The following is an 18408-nucleotide window of genomic DNA, read 5'->3' as shown; positions in this document are numbered from 1 at the left end:
GCCTCAGTTGGGGTTGCCGGCGTGGGTGAGGGTCTCCCAGGCCACGAAGAGGTTGTTGGTGCCCGCCGGGCGCTGCCGCTCGGTGAGGGTCTGGGTGTTGGTCATCGCGATGCCCATGCGGTGGTGCAGGGCGTTGAAGCCGACCTCCGTGACCGGGCCCAGGCCCAGCGTGAGAGCGCCGTCGCACAGCCACGACGGGACGGCCGCGCCGAGCTGGTACTTGGCGTGCAGCCCGAGCGCGTGCCGCAGGCGGTCGGCGATTTCAGGGTAGAGGTCCTGGCCCTGGATCCGGGCCGTCTCGGCGATGTGCGCGATCGCCGCCAGCCCGTAGCCGGTGTGGGTGAGGTCGCGGCACGTCTCCTGGGACAGCCCGTCGACGAACGTCTCCTGGCCCTGCCAGTACGAGATGATCTCGGCCCGCGTGTCGATGCCGCTGCCGGCCGGTCCCCTGGGCAGGGCGCCGTCGGCGGTGAGGTAGATGTAGGCGGGCACGCGGGCCCGGAATGTGCTCACGGCCTTGTCGTAGGCGGCCCGGTCCTCCAGGAACACCGCGATCCCGATGGCCGCGTCCATCATGGACAGCTCCCAGTTGCCGTTCGTGCTCGGCCGGCCGTTGATGACCTCGGGGAGGTAGACGTTCCTGAGCATGGTCGCGAAGCGGCTGACGCCCGTGGCGGACCAGCCGGTGTAGGTGTAGCGGATGATCTCGGCCGCCCGGGGCCAGGACGAGCCGGCCCACCCGGTCTGCAGCGGCGCGTTGCTGTTGGTGTGGTCGGTGATCACGGCCGACCAGGCGTCCATCAGCTCGATGGCCTTCTGCGCGTACCGGCTGTCGCGGGAGATGTACCAGATCAGCGCGTCGGTGTAGGCCGCCAGCGCGTCCTGGCGCTCGTCGGTGCAGCCGTAGTTGGGGTTGGAGTACGAGCCGCACTCCACGACGGCGCGCGGCTTGGGGGTGCGCGACAACGAGGCCAGGCTGCTGGCCACCATCTGGTCGTAGGCGGCCTTCCACGGCTGGGCGCCGGCGTTGACCTTGGACCGGACGAAGTCGAGCTGGGCGCGGCTGACGAGCACGCCCGGATGCGCGAACGTGGCCGGCGCGCTGCGGGCCCCGGCGGTGGCGGGAGCGGACATGGCTGCGGTGATCAGGAGCAGGACCAGTAACAACAGGGTCCCGCGGGCGCGGGGACGGACCACGTGCTCAGCCTCCTTATTTAGGAAACTTTCCTAAAATGTGAGGAGATCGTAGTCCTGACACCACATCCTGACAAGAGCCATGCCCCTGCCGAAAACCGCCGGGTACGCCTATGCTCTTTCTTGATCGTCTCCAGGAGGAGTGGGCATCCGTGGCCGAACAGCCTGACGAGTGGACCGGCGCGATCGACACGACCAGGCCCAGCATCGCGCGGGCCTATGACGTCGTCCTGCACGGCAAGGACAACTACGAGGTCGACCGGGCGTTCGTCGCGGAGATCGTCAAGGTCGTCCCCGAGATCTACGACGTGGCGGCCTACAACCGCCAGATGCTGGGCCGCGGCGTACGGTTCCTGGCCGGCCAGGGCGTCACGCAGTTCCTCGATCTCGGCTCGGGCCTGCCCACGGTGGAGAACACCCACCAGGTCGCCCAGCGGGCGAACCCGGACTCGCGCGTGGTCTACGTCGACAACGACCCGATGGTGCCGGCCCAGGGCCGCGCCCTGCTGGCGGACAACGACCGCGCCGCGGTGGTCTCGGCCGACCTGCGGGACCCGGCGGCGGTCCTCGGCGACGAGGCCGTCAGGCGCCTCGTCGACCTCGGCCGCCCGGTCGGCGTCCTGCTGGTCGGCGTCCTGCACCACCTGCACGACGACGAGGACCCGCGGGGGATCGTCGAGGCGTACATGGCCGCGGTCCCGTCCGGCAGCTACCTGTTCATCACCCACTTCTGCGACTCCAGCCAGGACTCCCGGGACGCGGAGCGGAAGTATCTCGCGCTCCTCGGCACCGGCAGGTTCCGCACCGTCGCGGAGATCACCGGCTTCTTCGACGGGTTTGAGCTGGTGGAGCCGGGTGTGGTGCCCCTGCCGCGGTGGCGGCCGGACGCGGCCGTTCCCGAGGCGCTGACCGTGGGCCAGCGCCTCATGTTCGGCGGCGTCGCGCGCAAGCCCTGACCGCTACACGAGGGTGTTGTAGGAGGGCTTGCCCGTCCACTCGTAGGTGAGGTAGGCGACACCGGCGTCGGTGGCGGACGAGCCGGTGAGCTTCAGCCCGGCCGGGACGGTGCCCTCGGCGAACAGGCGCTTGCCCTCGCCGAGCACGACCGGGAAGACCAGCAGGTGGTACTCGTCGACCAGCTCGGCGCGCTGCAGCGTACCGATGAGGTCGCTGCTGCCCTGGACGAGGAGCACGCCGTCGGTGTCCCGCTTGAGGTCGGCGACCGTCTGGGCGGCATCGCCCACCAGCACCTGGGTGTTGCGCCACTTGGCCGCCATCGGCGTCCTCGTGGTGACGTACTTCGGCATGCTGTTGATCTTGGCGCCGCCCTCCTCGTCCGGCACGTCCGGCCAGTGCGAGGCGAGGATGTCGTACGACCTGCGGCCCAGGAGCAGGCCGTCGGCGCGGTCGAACAGCGGGCCCATGATGCGGTTGAAGCCCTCGTCCACGTGCGGCGGCAGCCAGCCGCCCTGCCGGAAGCCGTTGGAGTCGTCCTCGCCGGGGCCGCCGGGGGACTGCATGACCCCGTCCAGCGACACGAACGTCCCCACCACCAGCTTGCTCGCCATCTCGTTGCTCCCTGTCTCGGTCATCGCGTCTCTTTGATGTGCCTCCAGCGTGCCCGGGCGCGTTTAAGGATTCCTTACGGCATTCCTATGGGGCGCTACCGGCACACGGGAACCGGCCCGGGGCGGGTCGTCGGCACGGCGTGCGTCCGCTTCTCCGTGGAGCTGCCGGCGTGTCGAGTCGGCCCGTTCACCGGCCGCGTACGGGGACCTTTGGGCGACCACCTGAGGACCTTCGCCGCTACGGGGTGAGCCCGTCGTGCGGGACGGTGGAAGCGGATGAGAGGTGGAGACCATGCCGATGGAAGTCAAGGACGTCATGGGTCGTGTGGCGATCGCCGTGCTGGAGGAGGCGTCCTTCGCCGACATCGTGGCCGCGATGAAGCGGTTCGCGGTGGGCGCCGTCACCGTGATCGACGCCGACCGGCGACCGGTGGGCGTCGTCTCGGAGGACGACCTGCTGCTCAAGGAGGTCGACCCGGTGCGACACCCCGTGTCGATCTTCGAATCCCGCAAGCAGCGGCGCGAGCACGAGAAGGCCGCGGGGCTGACGGCGGCCCAGCTCATGACCTCTCCCGCCGTCACCGTCACGCCGGGCACCGGCCTGCGCGACGCGGCCCGGCTGATGCACGACCGGCGGATCAAGCAGCTGCCCGTGATCGACGTGGTCACCGGGCGGGTGGTCGGCACGCTGCACCAGCGCGACGTGCTGCGCGTCTACTCCCGTCCCGCCGACGAGCTGATCGCCGACATCATGGCCGCGCTCCCGGCGGCGGGCACGTACTCCGTCGAGATCGACAAGGGGGTCGTGACCCTCGGCGGGCGGGTGCGCCGGCGGTCGGAGGCCATCGCGGCCGCGGCCGCGGCGCGCGCGGTCGAGGGCGTCGTGGACGTGGTGTGCGCGGTGGTCTCCGAGCAGGACGACCTCGTGGCCGTCCCGCCGCTGCTGTAGGAGGCGGCCATGAGGGACGGCCCGGCGTCGTCGTGGGCTTGGAGGACTCGCCGTCCGCCGCCGTTCGCCGGAGCCGTGCGCGCGGCCGTGCGAGAGAACGGTTCCCGTGGATCGTGCCGATGAGGGCCGATGTACCCGGCGGAAGGGTCCTTCGGCCCTGACGGGGCGGGGGTACCGCGTGATGCTGTGGTGTGAGGACCCGTGGAGGGAGAGTCATGGCCACCCGTTCGGCAGAACACGTACTGGACGCCGCGGTGGAGGCCGCGCGCTGGGCACCGTCGGTGCACAACACGCAGCCCTGGACCTTCTCGATCTCGGAGGAGGAGATCTGCCTGCGGGCCGACACGGACCGGCAGCTGCGCGTCGGTGACGCCTCGGGCCGGGAGCTGCTGATCAGCTGTGGCGCCGCCCTGTTCACCATGCGTACGGTGCTGCGCCGCGAGGGGCTCGAACCCGTCGTGCGCGTCCTGCCCGACCCGGACCGCCCGTCGTTGCTGGCGACGTTGCGGGCCGGGGCCGGTGCCGCGGCCGACAACAGGGCCGACGACGCCACCAGGATGCTGGCGGGCGAGATCGAGCGCCGCCGTACGCACCGGGCGGGCTTCGCCGACGTGCCGGTGCCGGACAGGCTCGTGGAGCGGCTGGTCGGAGCGGCCCGCGGCGAGGGGGTCGACCTGACGCCCGTCCGCTCCCCGGAGGCGGCCGGCGTGCTCGCCGCGCTCACCCAGGCCGCGCAGGGCGTGCAGGCGCAGGACCGGCGCTTCAGCCTGGAGGTGATCCGATGGGCCCGGCCTCCCGGCAGCAGCCGCAAGGACGGCGTGCCCGCCGAGGGCTATCCCCGCCGGAGAGCGCGTACCGACCCGGACTTCCCGCAGCGCGACTACGCCTGGCGTCACGACTGGGGCAGCCGCGCGGACCAGAAGGGCGCGGTGGCGACCGGGGTCGTCGCGCTGCTCACCACGCCGGGCGACAGCCGCCGGGAATGGATCGACACCGGGCAGGCGCTCCAGCACGTCCTGCTGCACGCCTCGGCGTACGGGGTCAGCGCCGCCTTCCACACCCAGGCGCTGGAGATGGACCAGCTGCGCGAGTTCATCCGGCAGGAGGTCTGCTCGGGCCGGTACCCGCAGATGATCATGCGGTTGGGCGTCACCTTCGACGACAAGGGCTCGGTGCGCCGCCCCCTGTCCGAGCTCCTGGACTGAGGGCCCGCCGGCCGGCCCGGGCGGGCTAGACCGCCGCAGCGATGGGCCGGCCGGTCAGCCGGCGGCCGGACACCTGCTCGGCCTCGACCACGATGTAGTGGTCGTGGTCGCCGGTCACCCACGGGACCAGCGGCAGCGCGCTCAGCCGGGCGAGCTCGGCGGGATCGGTCACCGCGCGAGCATGCCCGACGGCCGTGACCGACCAGCCCGTCCGCAGCGCGGGGTCGAGGTCGTCGGCCTCGAACGCCACCACGCTGCGCCGGGTGGCGGCCGCCAGCTTCGACCCGGACGAGGTACGGATCACGATGCTCTCGCCGACGAGGCGGAAGTTGACCGGCTGAACGGCGGGCAGGGCGCGATCGGTGAACACGATCCGCCCGATCGGCACGGACGACAGCAGGTGCAGACACTCCTCGCGGGAGAGCACCTGAAGTCCGGACGTATCGAGTCGCATGGTTCCAGCATCACCCCGCCGCACCCTCCGCGAGCAGGGACGAAAGTCCCCTCGATCCCGCCGATCAGCCCGGGGCGGACGGGGAGAAGGACTCGGGCCGCAGCGGCTCGCCGGGACGACCCCGGCGCGGCCTGACCTGGGACTCAAGGGACCAAGGTCCTCCGTGGCCGGGCTACACCTGCGGGTACTGCGGGTACTGCGGCAGCGGCCGCGAGACCCTGTGCGAGCCGCAGCTGAACACCGGGTACGCGATCTTCGGCATCGGCGGGGCCGACGTGGCCGTCGTGCCCTTCTCACCCGCCAAGGTCGGGACCAAGGTCCCTAGGCCGGGGGACAGGCGCCGGAAATCATCGGACACATGACGACGATGCAGACCATCGATGCCTACTGGCGTGCCGCGAACTACCTGTCCGTGGGGCAGATCTACCTGCTGGACAACCCGCTGCTGACCGAGCCGCTGCGGCCCGAGCACGTCAAACCCCGCCTCCTCGGCCACTGGGGCACCACACCCGGACTGAACTTCTGCTTCGCCCACCTCAACCGGATCATCGCCGAACGCTCCCAGGACATGATCTACATCGCCGGCCCCGGCCACGGCGGCCCGGCGGCGGTGGCGCACGCGTGGCTGGAGGGGTCGTACTCCGAGCGGTATCCGGACGTGTCGCAGGACGTGGAGGGCATGCGGCGGCTGTTTCGGCAGTTCTCCTTCCCCGGCGGCATCCCGAGCCACGTCGCGCCGGAGACGCCCGGGTCGATTCACGAGGGCGGCGAGCTGGGATATTCGCTGGCACACGCGTACGGGGCGGCCTTCGACAACCCCAGGCTCGTGGTGGCCTGCGTCGTCGGCGACGGCGAGGCCGAGACGGGCCCGCTGGCCGCGAGCTGGCACTCCAACAAGCTCCTCGACCCCTTCCGGGACGGCGTCGTCCTGCCGATCCTGCACCTCAACGGCTACAAGATCGCCAACCCGACCGTCCTGGCCCGCATCCCCGAAGCCGAGCTGATCAAGCTCATGGAAGGGTACGGCTACCGCCCTCACGTGGTCGGCCCCGACCACGACGAGATGGCCGGCACCCCGGACGTGGTGTTCGACCAGATCGCCGCCTACAAGGACGGCCGCGCCGACCGCCTCCCCATGATCATCCTCCGGACGCCCAAGGGCTGGACCGGGCCCCGCGAGGTGGACGGCCTGCCGGTCGAGGGCACGTGGCGGGCCCACCAGGTGCCGCTGTCCGGGGTCCGGGACAACCCCGGGCACCTGGCGATGCTGGAGGAGTGGATGCGCTCGTACCGGCCGGACGAGCTGTTCGACGGAGACGGCCGGCCCGTGCCCGCCGTCCTGCACGGGGTGCCGGAGGGACCGCTGCGCATGAGCGCCAGCCCGCACGCCAACGGCGGCGAGCAGCTGCGCCCGCTGACGCTCCCGGACTTCCGCGACTACGCCGTCGACGTCAAGTCGCCCGCCGGGCAGACCAGCGAGCCGACCCGGATGCTGGGCGCCTTCCTGCGCGACGTCATCGCCGCGAACCCGCACGGCTTCCGGCTGATGGGGCCGGACGAGACGGCGTCCAACCGGCTGCAGGCCGTGTTCGAGACGACCGACCGGGCCTGGAACGCCGCCGTCGAGGAGACCGACGAGCACTTGGCCGCCGGCGGGCGGGTCATGGAGGTGCTGTCCGAGCATCTGTGCCAGGGCTGGCTGGAGGGCTACCTGCTGACCGGGCGGCACGGGCTGTTCAACTGCTACGAGGCCTTCATCCACATCATCGACGCGATGTTCAACCAGCACGCCAAGTGGCTGGCCTCGACGAAGCGGATCCCGTGGCGGCGGCCGATCGCCTCGCTCAACTACCTGCTGTCCTCGCACGTGTGGCGGCAGGACCACAACGGCTTCAGCCACCAGGACCCCGGCTTCCTCGACCTGGTGGTCAACAAGAAGGCCGAGGTCGTACGCGTCTACCTGCCGCCGGACGCCAACACCCTGCTCTCGGTCGGCGACCACTGCCTGCGCTCGCGCGACTACGTCAACGTGATCGTCGCCGGCAAGCAGCCGGTGCTCGACCTGTTCACCATGGACGAGGCCATCGCCCACTGCACGCACGGCCTGGGCATCCTGCCATGGGCCTCCACCGACCAGGGCAGCGAGCCGGACGTGGTGCTGGCCTGCGCGGGCGACGTGCCGACGCTGGAGACGCTGGCCGCCGCCGCGCTGCTGCGCGAGCACCTGCCCGAGCTGAAGGTACGCGTCGTCAACGTCGTGGACCTCATGCGCCTGCAACCGCCCTCGGAGCACCCTCATGGCATGCCGGACGCCGAGTTCGACACGATCTTCACCACCGACAGGCCGATCATCTTCAACTTCCACGGCTATCCCTGGCTGATCCACCGCCTCACCTACCGCCGGAACGGCCACGACAACCTGCACGTGCGCGGCTACAAGGAGGAGGGCACCACCACGACGCCGTTCGACATGGCCATGCTCAACGACATCGACCGCTACCACCTGGTCATGGACGTCATCGACCGCGTCCCGGGCCTCGGCACCACGGCCGCCCACCTCCGCCAGCACATGAGCGACGAGCGGCTGCGGGCGCGGGCGTACACGCGCGAGCACGGCGAGGACGCACCGGAGATCCGCGACTGGACCTGGACCTGACCGGCCCGTGCCGCACCCGACCCCACCATGCACGATCGATTGGGCTCAGGCCACCTGAGCCCCGGTGAGGGCCTCTGGCCGGCGTGAACGGCCCGCTGGCCAGGCTCGGCCTGCTGGGCCGGCTCCTCGATCACCAGCGGCTCATCCACACTGTGACCCGGGGGAACGTGACCGTCGCCTTCACGGTCCTGTCGTACGCGGGCCTCCTGACCGTGACCGGCGTTCCCGGACCACGTCGGCCGTCCGCGAACGGGCGGATCAGGACCAATGGCATCCCGGCCCGGGACTTCCTCCTCCGGTGCCGCGACGCCGCCTTCGGGAGAGTGGAAGCAGGAGGAACGAACGTCGTGAGCGAGGGCACGGCGTCCCGAACCACACGGCCCGTCCCGGTCGCGGTGGTCCGGCCACGTATCGAGGAGGCGTCATGACCGTCGAAACGCTGACCGCCGGACAGGTGATGAGCCGCATCCTGGTCGCCGTCAGACCGGACGAGTCACCGCTGATGGCCTGGGAGCTGATGCGCCGGGCCGGCGTGCACCACCTGCCGGTCGTGGACGGGCGGAACGTGGTGGGCATCCTGACCAGCGAGCGGCTGGCCGCCTCCTGGTCGGGCGGGCCGCAGGAGCAGTCGAGCCGCCAGGTCCACACCCTGCTCGAGCGCGGCCCGCGGCCACGCGTACGGCCGGACATGCCGCTGCCCCGGGTCGCGGCCGTGATGCTGGACGCCGGGTGCGACGCCGTGCCCGTGCTGTCCGGCGACGGGCTCATCGGCCTGGTCACGGCCCGCGACGTGCTGGCGGCGGTCGCCGGCCGCGCCCAGCCGGCCGCGGACACCGGTGAGGTGGTCACCGGGATGTTCCACCTCGAACCCGTCCTGCCATCCCGGACCCGATAGGAGACGAACGATGGACGCGCTGGTCGTCTACGAATCCATGTACGGCAACACGCGGCGGATCGCCGAGGCGGTGGCCCGGGGGCTGGCCGCCGGGATGGTGGCCGAGGCGCTGGAGGTCGGTGCCGCGCCGGCGCTCGTGGGGGAGGACGTGCGGCTGCTCGTGGTGGGCGGCCCGACGCACGCCTTCTCCATGAGCCGCGCCTCCACCCGGCAGTTCGCCGCCCAGCAGGCCGAAGGGGCGCTCGTCTCGCGCGGGGACGGCGTACGGGAATGGCTGGCGGCCCTGCGCACGTCGTCGGCCGGGCTCGGCTCGGCCGCCTTCGACACCCGCATCGCCAAGCCCCGCATGCCCGGCTCGGCCGCACACGGCATCGCCAGACGGCTCCGCCGCCACGGCGTCCGGGCCGTCGTCCCGGCGCAGAGCTTCTACGTCACGGGCACGCAGGGGCCGCTGGTGGAAGGCGAGCTGGAACGCGCCCGGCAGTGGGGCGAGATCCTGGCCGCCCTGTTCCCAACCCCAGCCACCTGACCGCCGTTGAAGCCCGGGGCGGGAGGCCCTGGGCGCGACGCGGGGCAGCGGGCCGGGTGCGGCGCCGGGGGTGCGAGGCGGGGTGCGAGGCGGGGCGGGGCGGCGGGTGTGACGGCGGGGACGTTTGCTTGTGGCGGGCTCCGGGGGACAAGCTGGGCGGATCGCTGATGACGATGGAGAGGAACCGCCCTCGTGACGACCGAGAGGCTGCGGCGCAAGCCGTACGAGAAGCAGCTCCTCCGCCTCCAGGCGGAGCTCGTGAAGCTGCAGGAGTGGGTGAAGGCCGAGGGGCAGCGGCTGGTCGTGATCTTCGAGGGGCGGGACGCCGCGGGCAAGGGGAGCACGATCAAGCGGGTCACCGAATACCTGAACCCGCGGGTGACCAAGATCGTCGCGCTGCCCGCCCCCACCGAGCGGCAGCGCACGCAGTGGTACTTCCAGCGCTACGTCGAGCACCTACCGGCCGCGGGGGAGATCGCGCTGTTCGACCGGAGCTGGTACAACCGGGCCGGGGTCGAGCGGGTGATGGGGTTCTGCTCCCAGGAGGAGTACACCCGGTTCCTTCACCAGTGCCCGATCTTCGAGCGGTTGCTGGTGGAGGACGGGATCATGCTGCGCAAATACTGGTTCTCGGTCAGCGACACCGAGCAGGAGCGGCGCTTCCGCGACCGGCTGGAGGATCCGATGCGGCGCTGGAAGCTGTCGGAGATGGACCTGGAGTCGATCACGCGCTGGGAGGAGTACTCGCGGGCCAAGGACGAGATGATGATCCACACGCACATCCCCGAGGCGCCGTGGTACGAGGTGGAGAGCGAGGACAAGCGGCGGGCCAGGATCAACATGATCTCCCACCTGCTGTCCACGATCCCGTACCAGGAGGTACGGCGCCCGCCGCTGAAGATCCCGCCCCGCCCCGCTTCCACGGGGTACCGCCGGCCGCCGAGGGTGGAGACGCTGGTGCCCGACGTCACCACCTGACGGCCACCGGTGAGGCCCCCGGCCGGATGATCCCGCAGAACGGGTCACGAGCCCGAGCCACGGGACCGCCGCCGGGCGCGCAGGAGGGCGGCGACGGCCGCCCCCGCCCCCGCGCCCGCAGCGGCGGCGACGGCGGCCACGACGAGCACGCCCATGCCCGCCCTCCGCCCGCCCCCAACGCCCCGCCCGCCCCTAACGCCCCGCCGGCCCTCAACGTCCCGCCCGCTCCGATCGGCCACCGGGCCTCTCACACTCCTGACGCCCTGCCTGCCCCGATCGGTCAGCCGGCCTCTGAGGCCCGCAAAGCCTCGCCTGACCCGACCGGCCCCCTTGCCCCCGTAGGGCCGCCTGCCCCGGTCAGGCCGTCTGCCCGGAAGGGGGAGGCCGTCGGCGATGGACGTGGCGGCCACGGTGGCGGTCTCGGTGGTGGCTTGGCGGTGGATCGCCCGGGATGCCCGCTCGACGTCCCCCGCCCCCACCCGCTGCCGTTCATGCGCTCTCATCCGGCCGTCCCACCTTTCCGTCAGAATCCGGCGGACCGGCGCCCGCCGCGCTGTCCGCGTGGCCCTACCCGGCGCCGCCCCCCGTATCCATCAGTACCTCCTGAGGGGACCGGCGGCTTCGGCCGTCGGGGGAATCGGGAGCGGGAGGGCCGCCAAGGCCCGAGCGTGCAGTGACCCGCCAGATTCGGGCATCAGAGATCTCCGTTCATCGCGCACTAGATATATGACGCTGTCATAAAGATCGGGTGACTCGTCAGGTGCGCACCTCCCCCGGTGTGGCGTATGAGCTCGGGTACCACGTCGTGTGGTGCCCGAAGTACCGCCGTCCCGTTCTGGGCGGCCGGGTGAAGGCCCGCTTGGAGGAGCTGATCCGCGTCAAGGCCGACGAGCACGGGTGGGAGATCGTGGCGCTTGAGGTGATGCCCGACCAGGTGCACCTGTTCGTCAAGCCGCATCCGAAGAACTCGCCGTCGTATGTGGCCAACCAGTTCAAAGGGTTCACCTCGCACCACCTGCGCGCGGAGTTCGCTCACCTGCGTTCCCGGTTGCCCACGCTGTGGTCGCGGTCCTATTTCGTGGCCACCGTCGGCGCCGTGTCCGCAGAGACGGTGCGGCGTTACATCGAGACGCAGTATGAGCGGGCGCCCCAGGCGGGTGGCCGTGCGTAGGTCTTACACGTTCCTCATGCGTCCGACCGCGCACCAGCAGGCCGCGCTCACCGCGTGCCTGGACGACCACCGCGCCCTGTACAACGCGGCGCTTGTGGAGCGGCGCGAGGCGTACAAGCGGTCCAAGGTGTCGATCCGGTACGGCGACCAGTCCGCCCAGCTGAAGGAGATCCGCGCCGACGACCCGATCAGGCGCACTGGTCGTTCTCCTCCCAGCAGGCCACCCTGCGCCGCCTGGACAAGGCGTTCCGCGCGTTCTTCGACCGCGTCAAGGCCGGTCGCACTCCGGGCTTCCCGCGTTTCAAGGGCCGGGGCTGGTTCGACACGGTTGAGTGGCCCAAGGACGGCGACGGCTGCCGGTGGGACTCCCAGCCCGAGCACCCGTCCGCCACGTTCGTCCGCCTTCAAGGCGTCGGGCATGTCCGCGTGCACCAGCACCGCCCGGTGCGGGGCCGGGTGAAGACGATCAGCGTAAAGCGGGAAGGCTCCCGCTGGTACGTCGTCCTGTCGTGCGACGACGTGCCCGTCGAGATCCTGCCCGCCACGGGTGCGGTCGTCGGCGTGGACATGGGCGTGGCGTCGTTCCTGACCACCTCGGACGGCGAGCAGGTCGGCAACCCGCGACACCTCGCGGCGTCCGCCGAGAAGCTGGCAGCCGCTCAGCAGGACCTCGCCCGTAAGAAGCGCGGGTCCAAGCGCCGCCGTAAGGCGGTCGCCCGCGTCGCAGCCCTGCACGGCAAGGTCCGGCGTCAACGGCTCGACGGCGCGCACAAGGCCGCGAACGCCCTGATCCGCGACTACGACATGATCGTGCACGAGGACCTGCGGATCGCGAACATGACCAAGAGCCCAGCCCCGAAACCGGACGGAGAAGGCGGCTACCTGCCCAACCGCGCGGCGGCCAAGGCCGGACTGAACAAGAGCATCCTGGACGCGGGTTGGGGGGTGTTCCTGGGCATCCTCGCGCACAAGGCTGAAAGCGCCGGTCGAGAGCTGATCTCCGTGGACCCCCGCAACACCTCCCGCACGTGCGCCCAATGCGGGCACATGGCGAAAGAGAACCGCGCCACCCAAGCCGAGTTCGCCTGTACGGCGTGCGGCCACACCGCGCACGCCGACGTCAACGCGGCGATCAACATTCTCGGGGCAGGGCTTGCCCTTCGCGAAGCCGCAGCGGCTTAGCGAGAAGCCGCCCTCTTCAGGGGGCGGAGGAGTCACGTGTTTGAGCACGTCATCGCGAGGCAGAGGACTCCTGTGACTGTGACGCTCGCGCTGGCGGGTGACACGATGCTCGGCCGTGGCGTCGCCGACCTGCTGGCCAGATCATCCGAACCGGAGGCGTACGTGTCGGACGGCGTCCGCGCGTGGCTCTCCGAGGCCGACCTGACCCTGCTGAACCTCGAATGTTGCGTCTCCGACCGGGGCAGCCCGTGGAGCGCTCCCGGCAAGCCGTTCCACTTCCGCGCCCCGTCGCACGCCGTGGAGCTGCTCGCCGAGCTCGGCGTCAGCTGTGTCACGCTGGCCAACAACCATGCCCTGGACTACGGCCACGAAGCGCTGCTGGACACCCGTGCCCTGCTCGAACGCGCCGAGATCCGCGTGGCGGGCGCGGGCGGCGACCTGGAGCGGGCGCGCGAGCCGGTCGTGCTGGTCGTGAACGGGCTGCGCATAGCCGTCATCTCCGTCACCGACCACCCCCCGGACTACGCCGCCACCCCCGACCGGCCCGGCGTGGCCTACGCCGACCTGCAGGCCGGCGTCCCGGCCTGGCTGACGGACACGGTGGCGCGAGCGCGTACGGAGGTGGACGTCGTGCTGGTCAGCCCCCACTGGGGCCCCAACATGACGAGCGGCCCGCTGCCGTACGTCCGCGCGGCGGCCACGATCCTGGCCGACGCGGGAGCCACGCTGATCGCCGGCCACTCCGCGCACGTCCCGCACGGAGTCGCCCCGCCCGTCCTGTACGACATGGGGGACTTCCTCGACGACTACCTGGTGGATCCGGACCTGCGCAACGATCTGTCGCTGCTGTTCCTGGTGACCATCGACGAGCTCGGCCCGGTACGGCTGCGCGCCGTGCCGCTCAAGCTGGACTACTGCCACACCCTCCTGGCCACCGGCGAGGAGCGCGACTGGCTCGGCCGGCGTTTCATCGGCGCGTGCGCCAGGCTCGGCACCACGGCGGCGTGGGAGGACGGCCTGCTCACCGTGGACATGCGCTGAGTGGACATGCGCTGAGTGGACATGCGCTGAGTGGACATGCGCTGAGATGGAGGGCCGGTCCGTGGGCCGGCCCTATTCTCACCGCCTTCGCGTCATGCCCATGCCGCACGTGACCAGGCCCAGAATGAGGATGATCGCGCCGACTATGACATTCGTGATGATTCCCGACGTGTTCGTCTCACCCCTGATCACCCAGGGCGCCAGGATGGTCCACACCCCGATGAGGGGTGCGGTCCACGCGATGCCGTAGGTGCGGCCGTACGCCGAGCTGAAGCCCAGCGCCAGCAGTGCCACGGCGATCCCGGTGACCAGGTTGTTCACGGTGAGCGCCCCGAGGTTGGTGAATCCCACGATCCACGGCGACAGCGCCAGGAAGAGCCCGGCCAGCAGGGTCAGCCCGTCCGCCGCTTGAACCGCCGGATTGGCCGCGGCTACCTCGTACCTCTCCCGCATGCTGATGATGTCGGGATGCCGCTCCATCTCGCGGGTCATCGGTGACATCACCTCCCGATTGCGTTGACGGGACCTTCTCCCGTCGCCCGCCTCCCACTACCCACTTCCGGCCGTCTCACACCAGCGGCGGGTGCGTTGACCTGCGACGACGGGCGTGGCGCAGGACGGCGGCCCCGGCGAAGTAGGCGACCAGTGCCGGGGTGGGCAGCCCGGCCACGCCGTGGTCGCCCGGACCGGCCGACGCGGCGCCGAGCAGCCCGCCCAGCACCCCCGCCGTCCCGGCCAGCGCCGGCACGACCGGCGCGGCGCGGGGATCGGGCAGCGGACCGGAGCGCTGCTCGATGGGCCCGAACACCGCCACCAGCACCCCGAGGATCAGGGCCAGCACGACGATCCACGGCACCCGCAGCAGCACCCAGGCCGTCGAACCGGCCGGCGGGTCCGGCAGCACCCCCGTCGGATACAGCGCCAGCACCCCCAGCACGGCGGCCGTCATGTGCCACAGGAACAACGTCATGATCACGGAGTTGACCGCGACCACCACCGTCCACGGGCGCAGCCGCCGCAGCCACCGGTTGACCGGGTCCTGCAGCCACATGGCCAGACCCGTCTGCGCGACGGCCAGCGCCAGCAGCGCCAGGCTGGGCGGAGAGGTGTTCACCCCCACCATGCTGATCGGGTACGGGCCGGGCACGGTCAGCGCCACCAGCGCGGCGAGCCCGCCGAGGACGAGCGGCAGCGCGACGGATCGCCGGGCGGGCAGGCGCCCGTCCTGCCAGGCGAAGCCGGCCTGGTGGACGGCCAGCCAGGCGAACAGGAAGTTCCCCTGGTCGACGTACGGAATGTGCCACACCATCCGCGCCGCGTCACCCACGCCGACGAGGACGGCCAGCACGACCGGCACGACCAGGCCGTACCGGCGGTGCAGGGCATGCGTGAGCGGGGTCAGCACCACGACGGCCAGGTAGACCACGAGGAACCACAGCGGGATCGCCGCCGCCCAGACGCCCATCCCGATCAGCGCGGAATCGGCGCCCAGCGTCCGCGCCGACAGGGCGGCCACGGTCAGCACGCCGAGCAGCGCCGTGGTGGGCCGGACGAGCCGGTCGGTACGCCGCAGGATCCAGCTCGACGCGGTGCCGCCGCCGTCCCGATGGGAGGTGAAGGAGGCCGCGTTGGCGAAGCCGCCGACCAGGAAGAAGATCGGCATGACCTGGAACAGCCAGGTCAGCGGCCGGGTCCAGGGCACGGTCTCGAGGGCGCTGCCGCCGTGCAGGCCGCCGTCGTCGCTCACGTACACGACCAGCCAGTGGCCCATGACCACGGCCGCGATCGCGACCGCGCGCAGCAGGTCGACCTGGCGATCCCGGCGCGCCGGCGTGTCCGCGGCCAGCCGGCGGATCCGCCGCAGAGTTCCCATGAGCGTCGTCAACGAGGCCGGTCACAGGTAGGGGCCGGTCAGGTCCGGCTGGTCCTCCTCGGGGAGGCGCGGTTCGGGCCGGGCCACGACGTGCGGCTCGACGTCCGGCCCGGGCTCGGTCCCCGGGTCGAGCACGGTGATGGCGAGATCGCCGTCCCTGACGCCGATGTGCGCGCGCTGGTCCCGCCTCAGCGTGCCGTCCAGCAGCAGCCGCGACAGCGTGTTGTCGAGCTTGCGCTGGATCGTCCGGCGCAGCGGCCGGGCCCCGAAGTGCGGCTGGTACCCCTCGTGCGCCAGCCAGTCCACGGCCGCCGGCTCGAGCTCCAGCACGACGCCCTGGGCGTGCAGCCGTCGCCGGGTGTCCTCCAGCAGCAGGACGGTGATCTGCCGGAGCTGCTCGGCGTCGAGGCCGCGGAAGACGATGATCTCGTCGACCCGGTTGAGGAACTCCGGCCTGAACCGCATCTGCAGCAGCCGCATGAGCTGGCCGCGCAGCCCCCGGGCGGCCTCGCCCGGATGGGACATGATGAGGTCCGCGCCCAGGTTGGAGGTCATGATCAGCACGGTGTTCCGGAAGTCCACCGTACGGCCCTGCGCGTCGGTCAGCCGCCCGTCGTCCAGCACCTGCAGCAGCAGGTTGAACACGTCGGGGTGGGCCTTCTCGATCTCGTCCAGCAGCAGGACCGAGTACGGCTTGCGCCGCACCTGCTCGGTGAGCTGGCCCGCCTCCTCGTAGCCGACGTATCCCGGCGGGGCGCCGACCAGCCGGGAGACGGTGTGCCGCTCCTGGAACTCGCTCATGTCGAGCCGGATCATCCGCTCCTGCTCGCCGAACAGCGACTCGGCCAGCGCGCGGGCCAGCTCCGTCTTGCCGACCCCGGTGGGCCCGAGGAACAGGAAGGAGCCGATGGGCCGGTCGGGGTCGCTCATCCCGGCCCGGGAGCGGCGTACCGCCTCGGACACCGCCGCGACCGCCTCGTCCTGGCCGATCACCCGCTGGTGCAGGTGCTCCTCCAGGGCCAGCAGCCGGTCCTTCTCCTCCTGGGTGAGCTGGGAGACGGGGATGCCGGTGGCGCGGGAGACCACCTCGGCGATCTCGTTCGGGGTGACCTCGGCGACCCCGCGCCGGCAGCCGCGGGCCTGCCCGACGCGGGACTGCAGGCCGGCGATCTCGTCGCGCAGCTCGCGGGCGCGTTCGTAGTCCTCGGACTCCACCGCCTGCTGCTTCTCCCGCTGCCGGTGCTCCAGCTCCTCCTCCAGCTCGCGGGTGCCGGCCGGGGTGGTCCTGGTCTGCAGCGCCACCCGGGCGCCCGCCTGGTCCATCAGGTCGATGGCCTTGTCGGGCAGGAACCGGTCGGAGACGTAGCGGTCGGACAGCTCGGCCGCGGCGACGAGCGCGTCGTCGGTGAACTTGACCTGGTGGTGGGCCTCGTACCGGTCGCGCAGGCCGCGCAGGATCTCGATGGCGTCGGCGACGCTCGGCTCGGGCACCAGGATGGGCTGGAAGCGCCGCTCCAGCGCGGCGTCCTTCTCGACGTGCCGGCGATACTCCTCCAGCGTGGTGGCGCCGATCACGTGCAGCTCGCCGCGGGACAGGGCGGGCTTGAGCATGTTCGCGGCGTCGATGGAGCCCTCCCCGCCGCCCGCGCCCACGACGGTGTGCAGCTCGTCGATGAAGATGACGAGCTCCTCGCGGTTCGCGCGGATCTCCTCCATGACCTTGGTCAGGCGCTCCTCGAACTCGCCGCGGTACTTCGTGCCCGCCACCATCCCGGCCAGGTCCACCTGGACCACGCGCTTGTCCTTGAGCGTGTCGGGCACCTCGCCGTCCACGATGTGCTGCGCCAGCCCCTCGACGATCGCGGTCTTGCCGACGCCCGGCTCGCCCAGCAGGGCCGGGTTGTTCTTGGTCCGCCTCGACAGCACCTCCACCGCCTGCATGATCTCGTTGTCGCGGCCGACCACGGGGTCGATCGCGCCCTCCCGGGCGACGGCCGTCAGATCCCGGCCGTACTGGTCGAGGGTGGGGGTGCTGCTGGGCGGCGGCTGCTGGCCCGCCAGCGGCTCGGCGCTCCCCGTGCCCTCCGGCGCGAACGACTGCGGGGTGACGCGCGCCCCGCGCAGCAGCCGGCCCGCCGTCGACTGGGGGTTGGCCGCCAGGGCGAGCACCAGGTGCTGCGCCCCGATGTACGACGCGCCGGTGGCGTGCGCCACCTGCCGGGCGTCCAGCAGCGCCCGCTTGGCCGCCGGGGCCAGCGGCATGGGGCCCTGGCGCGGCTCGCCCTGCTCGACGGCCTGCTCAACCTCTCCCGCCAGCGCCGCCGGATCGGCTCCCGCCTGCTCCAGCTGCCTCCGGGTCGCCTCCACCTGCGTGGCGGCCCACAAAAGATGCTCGGTGTCGAGGTAGTCGGCGCCCCACTCGGCCGCCTTCTCCGCCGCCGTCCGCAGCAACTCGATCGCGTCCTCGCTGAGCAACCGCCCGATGTCCACGCGACGGGGGAACGCCGGTGGGCCGAGCCCGAAGAACCTGGCCAGCAGATCATCCATCGGGCCGTAGCCGTAATGCCAATAATCACCCGTAGTCATCGATCCTCCCCTCAGGTATCGCCCGTCACGCCCGTCTACCCATGACATCAATGGACAACCACGGCAATTCCGGAGCTATCGGTCAGGAGTCTGGATAGCGGGCACAAGAAGCCGCTGCCGGCGGCGC

General features: G+C 71.5%; 18 protein-coding genes and 1 pseudogene. 12 read left to right on the top strand and 7 right to left on the bottom strand.

The genetic code is table 11. The features are described 5' to 3' along the window. Positions 1-3: 3 nt before the first annotated feature. Positions 4-1197 carry an alginate lyase family protein gene (locus ACBJ59_RS01480; RefSeq protein WP_375108339.1) on the bottom strand — a complete coding sequence of 398 codons (1194 nt, stop codon included), beginning with the start codon at positions 1195-1197 and terminating at the stop codon, positions 4-6. Between the two features lie 149 nt (positions 1198-1346). Between ACBJ59_RS01480 and ACBJ59_RS01475 the strand changes: the two genes are divergently transcribed. Continuing rightward, the gene (locus ACBJ59_RS01475) at positions 1347-2150 is read left to right on the top strand and encodes an SAM-dependent methyltransferase (RefSeq protein WP_375108338.1); all 804 of its coding nucleotides are present in this window, start codon (positions 1347-1349) and stop codon (positions 2148-2150) included. Between the two features lie 3 nt (positions 2151-2153). Here the strand turns inward: ACBJ59_RS01475 and ACBJ59_RS01470 are convergent, their stop codons facing one another. Next, entirely contained in the window at positions 2154-2786 is a 633-nt protein-coding gene (locus ACBJ59_RS01470) for a dihydrofolate reductase family protein (RefSeq protein WP_375108337.1), read from the bottom strand. Positions 2787-3054: 268 nt separating this feature from the next. Here ACBJ59_RS01470 and ACBJ59_RS01465 point away from each other — a divergent pair, with 268 nt between their 5' ends. Together ACBJ59_RS01465 and ACBJ59_RS01460 are read left to right on the top strand one after the other, a co-directional pair. After that, complete coding sequence (locus tag ACBJ59_RS01465; protein WP_375108336.1) at positions 3055-3711, top strand: CBS domain-containing protein; 657 nt, start codon at positions 3055-3057, stop codon at positions 3709-3711. A gap of 215 nt (positions 3712-3926) precedes the next feature. Further along, positions 3927-4916 (top strand): Acg family FMN-binding oxidoreductase, encoded by a 990-nt coding sequence (locus ACBJ59_RS01460; RefSeq protein ID WP_375108335.1) that lies wholly within the window; start codon positions 3927-3929, stop codon positions 4914-4916. Positions 4917-4941: 25 nt separating this feature from the next. Here the strand turns inward: ACBJ59_RS01460 and ACBJ59_RS01455 are convergent, their stop codons facing one another. Further along, positions 4942-5370 (bottom strand): pyridoxamine 5'-phosphate oxidase family protein, encoded by a 429-nt coding sequence (locus tag ACBJ59_RS01455; protein ID WP_375108334.1) that lies wholly within the window; start codon positions 5368-5370, stop codon positions 4942-4944. Between the two features lie 172 nt (positions 5371-5542). Further along, positions 5543-5728, bottom strand: coding sequence for a hypothetical protein (locus ACBJ59_RS01450; protein WP_375108333.1), 186 nt, complete (start codon positions 5726-5728; stop codon positions 5543-5545). On the opposite strand from ACBJ59_RS01450, the gene ACBJ59_RS01445 reads away from it, so the two are divergent. The 9 genes and pseudogenes from ACBJ59_RS01445 to ACBJ59_RS01405 all read left to right on the top strand — a co-directional run bounded on the left by ACBJ59_RS01445 (position 5729) and on the right by ACBJ59_RS01405 (position 13822). Continuing rightward, on the top strand, positions 5729-8026 hold the full coding sequence (locus ACBJ59_RS01445) for a phosphoketolase (protein WP_375108332.1): 2298 nt from the start codon (positions 5729-5731) through the stop codon (positions 8024-8026). Between the two features lie 83 nt (positions 8027-8109). Beyond that, positions 8110-8454: a hypothetical protein gene (locus ACBJ59_RS01440; RefSeq protein ID WP_375108331.1), complete on the top strand. Its 345-nt coding sequence runs from the start codon at positions 8110-8112 to the stop codon at positions 8452-8454. Next, a complete protein-coding gene (locus tag ACBJ59_RS01435) occupies positions 8451-8921 on the top strand; it encodes an HPP family protein (protein WP_375108330.1) in 471 nt (156 codons plus the stop codon). The genes ACBJ59_RS01440 and ACBJ59_RS01435 overlap by 4 nt, the downstream gene beginning before the upstream one ends. Before the next feature lie 10 nt (positions 8922-8931). Next, positions 8932-9450, top strand: coding sequence for a flavodoxin family protein (locus ACBJ59_RS01430; RefSeq protein ID WP_375108329.1), 519 nt, complete (start codon positions 8932-8934; stop codon positions 9448-9450). 192 nt (positions 9451-9642) lie between these two features. Continuing rightward, positions 9643-10428: a polyphosphate kinase 2 gene (ppk2, locus tag ACBJ59_RS01425; protein WP_375108328.1), complete on the top strand. Its 786-nt coding sequence runs from the start codon at positions 9643-9645 to the stop codon at positions 10426-10428. A 748-nt stretch (positions 10429-11176) separates the two neighbouring features. Then, the gene (gene tnpA / locus ACBJ59_RS01420) at positions 11177-11599 is read left to right on the top strand and encodes an IS200/IS605 family transposase (RefSeq protein WP_375108327.1); all 423 of its coding nucleotides are present in this window, start codon (positions 11177-11179) and stop codon (positions 11597-11599) included. After that, positions 11565-11663: pseudogene (locus tag ACBJ59_RS01415) on the top strand (hypothetical protein); the annotation flags it as partial. The gene tnpA and the pseudogene ACBJ59_RS01415, both read left to right, overlap by 35 nt. Beyond that, positions 11654-12781 carry an RNA-guided endonuclease InsQ/TnpB family protein gene (locus ACBJ59_RS01410; RefSeq protein ID WP_375108326.1) on the top strand — a complete coding sequence of 376 codons (1128 nt, stop codon included), beginning with the start codon at positions 11654-11656 and terminating at the stop codon, positions 12779-12781. The pseudogene ACBJ59_RS01415 and the gene ACBJ59_RS01410, both read left to right, overlap by 10 nt. Positions 12782-12853: 72 nt before the next feature. Then, positions 12854-13822, top strand: coding sequence for a CapA family protein (locus ACBJ59_RS01405; RefSeq protein ID WP_375108325.1), 969 nt, complete (start codon positions 12854-12856; stop codon positions 13820-13822). A 78-nt stretch (positions 13823-13900) separates the two neighbouring features. On the opposite strand, the gene ACBJ59_RS01400 is transcribed toward ACBJ59_RS01405, so the two are convergent. The 3 genes from ACBJ59_RS01400 to ACBJ59_RS01390 form a co-directional block, all read right to left on the bottom strand. Further along, a complete protein-coding gene (locus ACBJ59_RS01400) occupies positions 13901-14314 on the bottom strand; it encodes an SPW repeat protein (protein WP_364129910.1) in 414 nt (137 codons plus the stop codon). A gap of 76 nt (positions 14315-14390) precedes the next feature. Continuing rightward, complete coding sequence (locus tag ACBJ59_RS01395) at positions 14391-15695, bottom strand: acyltransferase (protein ID WP_375108324.1); 1305 nt, start codon at positions 15693-15695, stop codon at positions 14391-14393. Positions 15696-15716: 21 nt separating this feature from the next. Continuing rightward, positions 15717-18281 (bottom strand): ATP-dependent Clp protease ATP-binding subunit, encoded by a 2565-nt coding sequence (locus tag ACBJ59_RS01390; protein WP_375108323.1) that lies wholly within the window; start codon positions 18279-18281, stop codon positions 15717-15719. Between the last annotated feature and the right edge of the window lie 127 nt (positions 18282-18408).

Source organism: Nonomuraea sp. MTCD27 (genome assembly GCF_041950495.1).
GTDB lineage: Bacteria > Actinomycetota > Actinomycetes > Streptosporangiales > Streptosporangiaceae > Nonomuraea.
Note: the sequence above shows the minus strand (reverse complement) of the source record. Positions and strands in the feature narration are given on the sequence as shown.